This window comes from Mixta sp. (genome assembly GCF_024610815.1).
Classification (GTDB): domain Bacteria; phylum Pseudomonadota; class Gammaproteobacteria; order Enterobacterales; family Enterobacteriaceae; genus Mixta; species Mixta calida.
In genome coordinates this window covers 1-11,145 of the sequence record NZ_JANION010000093.1, presented here as the reverse complement: position 1 = coordinate 11,145, position 11,145 = coordinate 1, and the positions used below count along the sequence as shown (strand labels likewise).

General features: G+C 56.9%; 10 protein-coding genes and 2 tRNA genes. 5 read left to right on the top strand and 7 right to left on the bottom strand.

Annotated features, from left to right (window positions below):
• Positions 1-28: 28 nt before the first annotated feature.
• Entirely contained in the window at positions 29-1,483 is a 1,455-nt protein-coding gene (locus tag MYY08_RS06020) for a sulfatase-like hydrolase/transferase (protein WP_038625349.1), read from the bottom strand.
• Positions 1,484-2,061: 578 nt separating this feature from the next.
• Here MYY08_RS06020 and MYY08_RS06015 point away from each other — a divergent pair.
• Positions 2,062-3,351, top strand: coding sequence for an anaerobic sulfatase maturase (locus tag MYY08_RS06015; RefSeq protein WP_288013829.1), 1,290 nt, complete (start codon positions 2,062-2,064; stop codon positions 3,349-3,351).
• 66 nt (positions 3,352-3,417) lie between these two features.
• Here the strand turns inward: MYY08_RS06015 and MYY08_RS06010 are convergent.
• Both MYY08_RS06010 and MYY08_RS06005 read right to left on the bottom strand, forming a co-directional pair.
• Positions 3,418-3,493: transfer RNA gene (locus MYY08_RS06010), tRNA-Asn, on the bottom strand.
• A gap of 36 nt (positions 3,494-3,529) precedes the next feature.
• Positions 3,530-3,784, bottom strand: a complete 255-nt coding sequence (locus MYY08_RS06005; RefSeq protein ID WP_133052076.1) for a hypothetical protein — start codon at positions 3,782-3,784, stop codon at positions 3,530-3,532.
• Between the two features lie 33 nt (positions 3,785-3,817).
• Here MYY08_RS06005 and MYY08_RS06000 point away from each other — a divergent pair, with 33 nt between their 5' ends.
• On the top strand, positions 3,818-5,242 hold the full coding sequence (locus MYY08_RS06000) for an EmmdR/YeeO family multidrug/toxin efflux MATE transporter (RefSeq protein WP_038625351.1): 1,425 nt from the start codon (positions 3,818-3,820) through the stop codon (positions 5,240-5,242).
• A 93-nt stretch (positions 5,243-5,335) separates the two neighbouring features.
• Here the strand turns inward: MYY08_RS06000 and MYY08_RS05995 are convergent, their stop codons facing one another.
• Positions 5,336-5,833: a pyridoxamine 5'-phosphate oxidase family protein gene (locus MYY08_RS05995; protein ID WP_052133882.1), complete on the bottom strand. Its 498-nt coding sequence runs from the start codon at positions 5,831-5,833 to the stop codon at positions 5,336-5,338.
• Positions 5,834-6,277: 444 nt separating this feature from the next.
• Here MYY08_RS05995 and MYY08_RS05990 point away from each other — a divergent pair, with 444 nt between their 5' ends.
• From MYY08_RS05990 to MYY08_RS05980, 3 genes are read left to right on the top strand one after another with little or no spacing between them, the layout of a single operon-like run.
• Complete coding sequence (locus MYY08_RS05990; RefSeq protein ID WP_038625352.1) at positions 6,278-7,135, top strand: glucose 1-dehydrogenase; 858 nt, start codon at positions 6,278-6,280, stop codon at positions 7,133-7,135.
• Positions 7,136-7,154: 19 nt separating this feature from the next.
• Positions 7,155-8,219 carry a class I mannose-6-phosphate isomerase gene (locus tag MYY08_RS05985; protein ID WP_084970606.1) on the top strand — a complete coding sequence of 355 codons (1,065 nt, stop codon included), beginning with the start codon at positions 7,155-7,157 and terminating at the stop codon, positions 8,217-8,219.
• A gap of 8 nt (positions 8,220-8,227) precedes the next feature.
• Positions 8,228-8,980 (top strand): alpha/beta fold hydrolase, encoded by a 753-nt coding sequence (locus MYY08_RS05980; RefSeq protein WP_288013828.1) that lies wholly within the window; start codon positions 8,228-8,230, stop codon positions 8,978-8,980.
• 381 nt (positions 8,981-9,361) lie between these two features.
• On the opposite strand, the gene MYY08_RS05975 is transcribed toward MYY08_RS05980, so the two are convergent.
• From MYY08_RS05975 to MYY08_RS05965, 3 genes are all read right to left on the bottom strand, one after another.
• Positions 9,362-9,437: transfer RNA gene (locus MYY08_RS05975), tRNA-Asn, on the bottom strand.
• Between the two features lie 92 nt (positions 9,438-9,529).
• Positions 9,530-10,318 carry a DgsA anti-repressor MtfA gene (mtfA, locus tag MYY08_RS05970; RefSeq protein WP_038625355.1) on the bottom strand — a complete coding sequence of 263 codons (789 nt, stop codon included), beginning with the start codon at positions 10,316-10,318 and terminating at the stop codon, positions 9,530-9,532.
• A 106-nt stretch (positions 10,319-10,424) separates the two neighbouring features.
• Positions 10,425-11,087: an ASCH domain-containing protein gene (locus MYY08_RS05965; RefSeq protein ID WP_038625356.1), complete on the bottom strand. Its 663-nt coding sequence runs from the start codon at positions 11,085-11,087 to the stop codon at positions 10,425-10,427.
• Positions 11,088-11,145 lie beyond the last annotated feature (58 nt).

Genomic DNA, 11,145 nt, shown 5'->3' with positions numbered 1-11,145 from the left:
CCCAGGAAAGCTGAGCGGGCGGATGTCGTTAAATATCAAACAGGGGCGCGCGCTTTTCTCCCAGCGACTGCAGATAGTCCTGCGCGTTCTTTATCAGGCGTTGATAACGCTCTGGCTCCTGCGCGGCGATATTATGCTGCTCGCTGCTATCGGTGCGCAGATTAAACATCAGCGGCTGTTGCAGGCGTTTCGGCTGCCCGCCGTCATACTGCGTAAAGACCAGCTTATAATCGCCTTCGCGCCACGCCTCCATTTCGCCTTTGTAAAAATAGGGCATAAAGGTACGTGGGCTGGGCTGACGCTGTAAAAAGGCGGCGCTTAAATCAAAGCCGTCCAGGGTTTTCTGGGCATGAGTGCTGCCGGTGATCTTCATTAGCGTAGGCAGCAGATCGAGCGTGCTGCCGATATCTTCCACCACGGCAGGCTTGATTTTGCCAGGCCAGTTAATGATAAACGGCACGCGCTGGCCGCCTTCCCAGGGCGTACTCTTCCCATCACGCAGCGGCAGCGCCGAGCCGGAGATGCCATATTTGTCATACATCAGCCAGGGGCCATTGTCGGAGGTAAAGATAATAATGGTGTTCTCCGCCAGATTATTTTTCTTCAGCGCCTGCCGGATCTGGCCTACCGACCAGTCAATCTCCAGCATGATATCGCCGTAGCGGTTATGGCCTTTGCCTTTAAACTCTGGCGAGCCAAACAGCGGCACATGGGTTTGCGGGTAGGCCATATACATAAAGAAAGGGCGGTTCTTGTTCTCGCCGATGTAGTTGACCGCTTTCTCGGTGACCACTTTCGTAAAACTGGACTGCTGAAAACCCTGCGGTATCAGATAGTCGACCTGCTTGCCTTTATAACGATAAGAGTGATAGAGCGGAACGTTCCAGTACGCCTGACGCGGCTGGCTGTTGCTCTTTTCCACCACCGCAAGGGTATTTTTAAATATTTGCGGGTCGGAGGAGGTTAAACCGTCAAACAGATCGACCTGGGTGCTATAGCAGTCGTTGCTGATGGGAATGCCGAACCACTCATCAAAGCCGTGGCGGGTAGGGAAATCCTGCGCTTGATTACCCAGATGCCATTTTCCGTACATGATGGTGTGGTAGCCATTTTGTCGCAGTGAGTCGGCGATGGTTATTTCATCGGCGGGAAAACCGTCGGGATCTTTTTCCAGCAGCACCGGCGTTTGTGCGCCGTACAGCCCGGTGCGCGTCTCCAGTCTGCCGGTCATCAGCCCGCCACGGCTGGGCGAACAGACCGGGGAAGAGACATAAAAATGGGTCCAGCGCTGACCGGTCGCCGCCAGCTGGTCAAGATGCACGGTAGGGGTTTTCGCACCCTGAACGGAGATATCGGCCCAGCCCATATCATCAGCAAACAGTAAAATAATATTCGGGCGGGCTGGCGCAGCCGCAGGGCTTGCCAGCGCAGGTGCCGCTATTAATGCCAGACTTACCGCCGCCAGGCTTAATTTAGCGTTCATGTTTTCTCCCTTTTACAGTAACGTTAATGCGTACAATGAATCAGTCCTGTATCGGTTAATGTTTAAAACAGCAGATAAAATGGTTTATGCGTTATTCCCTGAAGATATTTATTGCGAGCATAAAAAAACCTGACGATGGCACATATGGGCCAGCATCAGGTTTCGCCTCATAATTTGAGTTACGATCGCCTCGTTAACATCCGCTTTTTAAATTAAATTGCAAGTATGGGGTTTATTATTGTGATCTCCTTCATAGGCTTTGTTATTTTTAATGGTAAAGATTGATTTATAACAAGGTTGCGGAATAACTGGCATGTTGTCGTGGCGTGTAAGTTATTATTTTATGCTGACGCCCACGGGTCGTTATGCATAAAAATTTGTAATTAAACGGTCGTGTTAAATAAAGGCGTAAAATAATCTAATTAATTGAGGTATTGTCTGCGCAGCAAAAAAAAGGTTTAGGCGGGGTTAACGTATAACAGGGCTATTTTTTACCGGCATTGAAAAACGGTACACAGGCCATTGTGCTATCCCGTTGCGCCGTTTTACAGCGGTAACAGATAATAAGGAGATCGGACATGGTGGTTGCGGATTGTCACGTGATGGCGAAACCGAGCGGCGCGGTCTGCAATATTGATTGCACCTACTGCTTCTATCTTGAAAAAGCGGCGCTTTACCCGGAGCGCAATAAAAACTGGCGCATGACGGATGAGACGCTGGAGCAGTTTATCCGCCAGCATATCGCCGCGCAGCGTGACGAGCAGATTAATTTTGCCTGGCAGGGCGGCGAGCCGACACTGATGGGATTGTCGTTTTTCCAGCGCGTGGTGGCGCTGTGTAAGCAATACGCTAACGGCAGGAGAATGACACATACACTGCAAACCAACGGGATCCTGCTCAATGAGGCGTGGGCGGCTTTCTTCGCAGAAGAAAATTTTCTGATTGGCCTGTCGCTTGACGGCCCGGCACATCTGCATAACCAGTATCGGGTCAATCGCGCCGGAAAGGGGACGCACGCACAAACAATGGCGGCGATGGCGCTGCTGAAGGCACATAAGGTCGAATTCAATACCCTGACGGTGGTGGGCAAACATAACGTTGACCATGCGCGGGAAGTGTATGATTTTTTGCTGGCGGCGGGTTCCCGTTATATTCAGTTTATCCCGCTGGTGGAGCGGATAAGCATCAACGCGTCCAGCCGGTTGAAACTGGTGATGCCGGGGGAAAGCGCTGCGACGCTGGCGCCCTGGACGGTACCCGCCTGGCAGTACGGCGAGTTCCTTAATCAGATTTTTGATGTCTGGGTTCGTCGTGACGTAGATCGTGTCTATGTCCAGATGTTTGATCTCGCGCTGGCCGCCTGGATGGGGCAGCCTCCTGTGCTGTGCGTGCATGCAGAAACCTGCGGTCATGCGTTTGCGCTGGAAGCAAATGGCGATCTCTATAACTGCGACCATTATGTCTATCCGGAACACCTGCTGGGCAATATTCATCAACAGAGCATCCAGGCGATGAATAACAGCGAGCGGGCCATCGTTTTTGGCGAGGCGAAACGGGAGCGGTTAACCGCGGATTGTCGGCGCTGTGATTATCGCTTTGCCTGTCACGGCGGTTGTCCGAAACATCGTTTTGCAGTATCGCCGTCCGGCCTTCCCGGCCATAACTACCTTTGCGCGGGCTATCAACATTTTTTCCAGCATATCAGCCGCTATATGAATGTATGGCGCGAGCTGCTGGCTCAAGGTTATCCACCCGCCGCGATCATGCCGTGGCTGGCGCAGAACACGCCCAAAGCAGCCGAAGCGGTAGAGCGCAACGATTTGTGTCCGTGTGGAAGCGGAAAGAAATACAAGCGATGCTGCGGTTGACCGGCTCTGAAACGCCCGGAGAGACAAAAAGCGAAAAGCCTGCTCGAAAGCAGGCTTTTCTGAATTTGGCTCCTCTGACTGGACTCGAACCAGTGACATACGGATTAACAGTCCGCCGTTCTACCGACTGAACTACAGAGGAATCGGTTGATGGCGCGCATATTACTGATTTCCGCGCTTATGTCAAAACCCTTTTTGCATTCCGTGGTGTCGTTTGCAGAAAGCATAAGCAGTTTGCCGTTTTAACCAGCAGAAACCGTCGGGTTTGTTGCTTTTTTGCCATATTGCCGCGCTGGCGTAAGGCGAAAACCGGCGTATGATGCACGCGGGGCAAATGTTGCCAGCGTCGGCGGCGATAAAACCGAAGTTGTAATAAAGCGTTAAACCGCACCGGAAAGATTTTGCATAATCGTTGACCATTGCCCATCATCATAATTCTCACCTTCATCAAGTCATTGGGTCGATCTTGCAAACTTTACTCGTCAAACTACGGCGCGCCATTGAAGGCACAACGTGGTATCCAAAACGGCGCTCTTATCGGGTGCTGTTCTGGCGTGAAATCACGCCGCTGGCGGTGCCGATCTTTATTGAAAACCTCTGCGTGCTGCTGATGGGCGTGCTGAGCACCTTCCTGGTCAGCTGGCTGGGAAAAGAGGCGATGGCGGGCGTCGGGTTGGCCGATAGCTTTAATATGGTGGTGATCTCTTTCTTTGCCGCGGTCGATCTCGGCACCACGGTGGTGGTGGCCTTTAGTCTTGGCAAGCGCGACGGCGAGCGCGCCCGCGCGGCGACGCGCCAGTCGCTGGCGCTGATGACGGTGATGTCGCTGCTGCTGGTGGGGGTGATTGAGTTCTACGGCCACGTCATTATCGACGGCATTGCGGGCAGCGCCTCGCCGCAGGTGAAAGAGCTGGCGCTGAGCTATCTGCAAACCTCTGCCTGGAGCTATCCGGCGGCGGCGATCGCCCTGATCGGCAGCGGCGCGCTGCGCGGCGCAGGCAATACCAAGATCCCTATGCTGATTAACGGCGGCATGAATATCCTGAATATCGTTATCAGCGGCGTGCTGATCTACGGCTGCTTCTCCTGGGAAGGGCTGGGATTCGTCGGCGCCGGACTGGGGCTGACCATTTCACGCTATATCGGCGCCATCGGGGTGATTGTGGTGCTGATGGTGGGCTTTAATCCGGCGCTGCGTATTCCGCTGCGCAGCTACTTCAGCCGCTGGAACAGCAAAATCCTGATGGAGGTGCTGGGCATCGGCGTACCGGCCAGCATCGAGTCGGTGCTGTTTAACGGCGGCAAGCTGCTGACGCAGGTGTTTGTCGCCGGTATGGGCACCAGTGAAATCGCCGGCAACTTTATCGCTTTCTCTATCGCCTCGTTGATTAACCTGCCGGGCAACGCGCTCGGCTCCGCCTCCACCATTATCGTCGGCACGCGGCTGGGAAAAAACCAGATCGGACAGGCAACGCGCCAGCTGAAGCATATTTTCTGGCTGGCGACCTTCGGCCTGTGCGCGCTGGCCTTTCTCTCCGCGCCGTTCGCCGGACTGTTGGCGCGCTTCTATACGCGCGAAGAGGACGTGATCCAGGTGGTGAAGCATCTGGTCTGGCTGAACGCCGCCTGTATGCCGATTTGGGCCGCCTCATGGGTGCTGCCCGCCGGGCTAAAGGGCGCGCGCGACGCGCGTTACACCATGTATGTTTCGATGCTGAGCATGTGGGGGGCGCGCGTGGTGGCGGGCTACCTGCTGGGGATCGTGCTGGGCATGGGCGTCGTGGGCGTCTGGCTGGGGATGTTCCTCGACTGGCTGGTGCGCGGCATTTGTTTCTGGCGTCGACTGATCAGCGGCAAATGGCTGCAAAAATACCGGCCTGTGGCGAAGTAGAGCGCGACCTGACTTTACCGCGGCGGCAATATAATATTTTATGTCGCGGCAAAAAAAGCCCCGCACAGGCGGGGCTTTTTTCCGTCAGCCAGATTATTCCAGCGAAGAGAGCATATGACGCTGTTCTTGCCAGCGCGCCGCCACTTTTTCAGGATCGTGGATGTTAAAGGTGACGCCGGTCGCGACTTCGGCATAGTCAGAACGATGCACCATGATGTTGCCGATATCGATCTCAAATACCGCGAGATTCAGATCGGTCTGGTTTTCCGCGATCTGGATCGCGCGGCCACGCATCTCGATAATGCCTTTATCGTAGGCCAGCGCGACGGAGAGACGACCATCGCGGCGCAGATTTTCGCTGGTCTGCGAATCGGGCCAGAGCGCGACGCGCAACGTCTGACGGTCGATAGCGAACACTTCGCCCAGGCTGAGCTGGGCGGCATGCGGCCAGCCTTCGGCATCAACGGTGGAGAGACGCACCGCCTCGTTCACCGGCTGGGGCGTAATTTCGCCGCGCAGCCGGTTGAATACCGCTTCCGGTAATTCCACAATCGGTTCAGGACGGGTGTAAACCTCACTTTGACTTTCCATGATGCCTCCGTAACATTTTTTAAACGTACAGCACAGTATAGACGGTCGCGGCGAAGGCGAGCGTAGCGTCTCCGTCGCCGCTTGCGCTTTACAGGCGTCTGGACAGTAAGCGGGAAACCGGTTCAGCGCGGCCCGCTCGTTTTTATCGGTTTCTGTTATTTATGGCGCCAGGCGCTGACGACCCGTTGATCTATTCCGCCGCCTTTCTTTAAACTTCCGCTTTCGTGGCTTTTCCGCGCATGCGTTCGTACTTAACCTCTCTTTTTGCACGCTTTTTGCCAAAAATAGTTTTCCAGTCAAACTGTTACGCTACGTAACCGCCCTTGCGTTTTTGTGACGGCTGCTACACTTCTTAAACGTGGCTGGTAACGATTCAGCTCCCGTTCACCCAGGTAAAAAGCCTGTTTTTATCAGGCGATTTACCTTTTATAAAGGAGACAGCGTATGACAGAGCGTCCACAACATCCTCAGCAGGCGCAACAGCAAACCTGGCCCGGCAGCTTCCTGCAAATGCAGCCAAAACCCGATCACGGTGAAACCAGCTATAAAGGCTCCGGCCGCCTGAAAGGAAAAACCGCCGTGATTACCGGCGGCGATTCCGGGATCGGTCGCGCCGTGGCGATTGCCTATGCCCGCGAAGGTGCGGACGTGGTGATCGCCTATCTGGACGAGCATGACGACGCTAAAGATACCGCCAGGCTGGTGGAAGAGGCAGGGCAGAAAGCGCTGCTGATCGCCGGTGATATAACCGAGGCGGAACACTGCCGCCACATTGTGGCGCAGGCGGCTGAACGCTTCGGCAAAATCGATATCGTGGTGAATAACGCGGCGTATCAGATGACGCGCGAGTCGCTGGACGAGATCGGCGATGACGAATTCGATCGCACCATGAAAACCAATCTCTACGCCATGTTCCATATCTGTAAGGCGGCGGTGCCGCATATGCCTTCCGGCGGTTCGATTATCAATACCGCTTCGGTAAATGCCGATCAGCCGAAGCCGAAGCTGATCGCCTATTCAGCGACCAAAGCCGCCATCGTTAACTTTTCCGGCAGCCTTGCGGCCTTGCTGGCGGAGAAGGGCATTCGCGCCAACGCCGTCGCGCCAGGCCCGATCTGGACGCCGCTGATCCCGTCGACGATGCCGCCGGAACAGGTGGAAAGCTTTGGCGGTGAAGTGCCGCTGCAACGCATGGGACAGCCTGCCGAGCTGGCGTCCGCTTATGTGATGCTGGCGAGCGATGAAGCAAGCTATATCTCCGGCGCCACCATCGCCGTGACAGGCGGCGTCGCGGTCATTTAAGCGTGCGCAAGGAGGAATGATGAAAGCCTATCCTTTAAAGCTGACGACGCCGCTGGCGACGCATATCTTCGGCGGCCAGCGAATCCGACAGCAGCTTGGCAAAGCGGGCCTGCCTGAATCGCGCGTTGCCGAAACCTGGGAGATCAGCGACGTGGACGGCATGATCGCCTCCGTCACCAATGGCGAGCTGGCGGGTAAATCCCTGCGCGAGCTGACCGAACGCTATCCTGATGAAATGGTCGCGCCCGGCTGGCGCGGTCCGCATTTCCCGCTGCTCAGCAAATTTATTGACGGAACCGGCATGCTGCCGGTTCATCTGCACGCCAACGATGCGCTGGCGCAGAAACTGGAACAGCAGCCAAACGGTAAAACCGAAGCCTGGCATATTCTGTGGGCGGCGTCGGACGCCACCTGTCTGTTGGGCGTACGCGCGGGCGTCGATAATGCGCAGCTGAAGGCGGCGCTGCTGGCGGAAGATTATGATGCGGTGATGCATCGCGTGCCGGTGAAAACCGGCGATACCTTTTATGTGCCCGGCGGTCTGCTGCACAGCTTCGGCCCCGACACGCTGATCTATGAAATCGAGCAGACCTCCAATATCCAGCAGCACGCGATGCCGTGGAAAATGGAAGATGGCTCGCGTCTCTCCCGCGAAGAGTGGGAGAAAAATATCGATGCGCTGTTAGAGGAGCTGCGTCCTGAACTGCGCTGCGCGCCGCAGCGCGGGCTTGAACGGCAAGAGAAAGATCTGACGCGGCTGTTCTGCTGTGCCGGGCCTTACTTCGCGCTGGAGCGCTGGCGCTTTAGCCAGCCGCAGCATTTTAGCTTCGACAGCGCGCGCATCCTCTCCAACCTCGGCGACCCGCTGACGGTTGAGGCGAACGGCGTCAGCGTTGAGTTAGGACGCGCCGAATCGCTGCTGCTGCCCGCCGCGCTGAAAGAGGCGACGCTGAGCGAGGCAGGTGAACTGCTGATTGGCTACGTGCCGGATCTGGCGCGTGACGTGGTGACGCCGCTGCGTCAGGCTGGCTATAACGAGGTGGAGATCGCTCGTCTGGGCGATCCGGAAGGAACGTTGCGTTAGGAGGTTTTATGCTGCCATACAGTATGCAGGGGCAGGGCGAAACCACCTTTGTATTGATGCATTACCTGGGCGGCTCGCATCGCACCTGGTTCCCCACGCTGCCTTATCTCGATCGCGATTTTCGCTGCGTGGCGCTCAATACGCCGGGCTTTGGCGATGCGTCGGAAAGGGATGGCTATGATGTCGCTTCAATGGCGCGACAGGTTGACGAGACCATCAGGGCGCTGGGGCTGAAAAAGGTGACTCTGGTCGGCCACTCGATGACCGGCAAAGTAGCGCTGGCGCTGGCCGCTGAACAGCCCAATTATCTGGCGCGGCTGGTGCTGGTAACGCCTTCGCCGCCGGGTCCGCAGCCGATGAGCGAAGAGGATCGTCAGGCGCAGGCGGCATATCAGGGGACACGGCAGGAGGCTGAAACCTTCGTCGACGGCGCCTGTTCTGCGCGTCTGCCGGATGCGCTGCGTGAGGTGGCCGTCGCCGATGCGCAACGCGCCAGCCTCGCGGCCTGGCACGCGTGGCCGCTGCACGGCAGCCGCGAAGACTGGCGTGACCGCATTGGCCGCCTTGAACTGCCCGCGCTGATGGTGCTGGGCAGTGAGGATGGCAATGTGCCGGGCGTCGAGGCGCAGCGGGAGATAATGCGTACGCATCTGCCGCAGGGCGAGCTGGAAATTATCGACGGCGCCGGGCATCTGATGCCGATGCAAACGCCGCAGGCGCTGGCAGAAAAGATGCTGGCCTTTGCGCGCCGCACGTTTTAGCAGTCGCGACGCGGGCTGCCTGTTAAAGGTCAGCAGGCACAGGCGCCAGAGCCGTTGTTAACCTGGCCAGGAAGCAAAAGCTCGTTCAGGCAACGCTGAGCGGGCATTTCCCTGGTCGAGTCGGCGACAGGGCGCAGGTGCCGTATTCAGTCCAGCGCTCGCTGGCGCTATCGTTGCGCGCGCTTCATGGCGCGCGGGGCTGGGAGCGGTGGCGCTGGCCGCATTGATCCTGTGGTGGCGGGCGGGCATCGCGCACTGTCAGCGGCCGTCTGAAAAGAGAGGCCGTTTCTGAAAAGCGGCGAGGGCCCGGCGTGACAGGTTGCTTGCGGTGCGTAATGCAAAAAGCCCGCTCAGGTTTCCCTGAGCGGGCTTTTCTAAATATGGCTCCTCTGACTGGACTCGAACCAGTGACATACGGATTAACAGTCCGCCGTTCTACCGACTGAACTACAGAGGAATCGGTTAAGTGGCGCGAATATTACCGTCAGCTTACCGGGCTGTCAACAGTAAAAAAACTATTACTATTCAGTTGGCTAGCTTTGCAGCAATTCACGCCTGCGGCAGATCCTCCTGTAGCGGTTCCGCCTGCGGACGCAGACGTCCTAGTGGGTCCTGCCGGTAAAAATGGGTCATGCGTCGATAGAAAGAGGGAAAGCGCTGCGCCAGCAACTCAGGCGCGCTGAAAAAGTATTCTGACAGCACCGCAAAGCATTCAGCCGGATCGGTCGCGGCATAGGCGTCGATGGTGGCGGCGTTTTCGCCCACCAGATCGACTTCCTCCTGAATGGCTTCCATCGCGGCGTGCAGATCCTGTTCCCAGCTGGCCACCTCGCGCAGCGGGATCGCCGGCACGCCGTTGGTATAGCCGCTGCCGCGCGCGTCCAGCTTGTGCGCCACTTCATGAACAATCAGGTTGAAGCCGCTGAGATCGAATGAGTCCTGAATATCGAGCCAGTTGAGAATAATCGGCCCCTGCTGCCAGCTCTGGCCTGACTGCACGCTGCGATCGCTGTGCACCAGCCCGTCTTCATCCTGCCAGCTATCTTCAGCGACAAACGGCGCGGGATAGATCAGCACTTCATGAAATCCATCCAGCCACTCCAGCCCCAGCTTCAGCACCGGTAAACAGAACAGCAGAGCGATACGTGCATGATGCAGCGCGTCCAGCTCCAGACCGGCCAGCGGCACCAGCCGCTTGTGCTGCAAAAATCGCTGCGCCAGCTGAACCAGCGTCTGCTCTTCATCCGGCTGGAGTGACGCAAAGATGGGCGACGCCAGCGCCTGTTGCCAGGGCAAAGGCGCAGGAGAAACTTTTTCTTTCCACGGCCATTTGATCATCGCAATACTCACTCGGCGAAACGTTATTAACGGCGTACCATGCCGCAGCCCGACTTTTCACGCAACCGTTGAACGCGCTAAAGCGGAAAGACGTCACAGCCTGCGATCAGACGCGGCGAAATTCGATCACCCATACCCACGGATTCACTTCCCAACTGGTGCCGCCGTACTGTTTTTCCCAGGCTTTGCGGTAGGCCTCTTTCGGGGCGATCGATTCATGGTTCATGGTGAAAAAGTGGTTCAGGAAATGTGAATCGGTCTGCACGCCTTCCGCCATAACGTCATCATCGCTGATCTCCTGAATGCGCTCCGCGCGCACGCCGGTAATCAACAGATCGATGCGGCTGGCCCAGCGCGGCATATGGATGCCGGTCTGCCAGCCGAAGGTTTCGCTCTCCTCGTCATGCTGCTGCCCTAACTCGCGGCTGTCGGCGCGATACTGGCAATATTTCGCCTGACGGAAATTAGCGGGCGCGCGTTCATAGGCCTCCAGCTCCGCCGTCGGCACAATCGGGCCGCGCCAGGTTTCGCGCACCCACAGCCGATCGCCCGGCTGGCCATAAGGACACTGATAGCTCAGGTTCGCCATGCTCATCATCTTTTTGCCGTGGAGATAGTTGCTGGTCACGTCAACGACATAGCACCCTTCGTGATTATCCTGTCCGGGGCCGAAAGGCTGCGACTTCATAATCCGCCGGGTTTGAGTTTGCTGGCCTGCCAACAGGGCGCGCACGCGTTGTTCAGAGAACAGAATTGGCCTTTCTTTCATGATATACCTCGTTTTTCTTCTTTTCTTAAGTACCCGGTAATGACTGTGTGGAACAGGC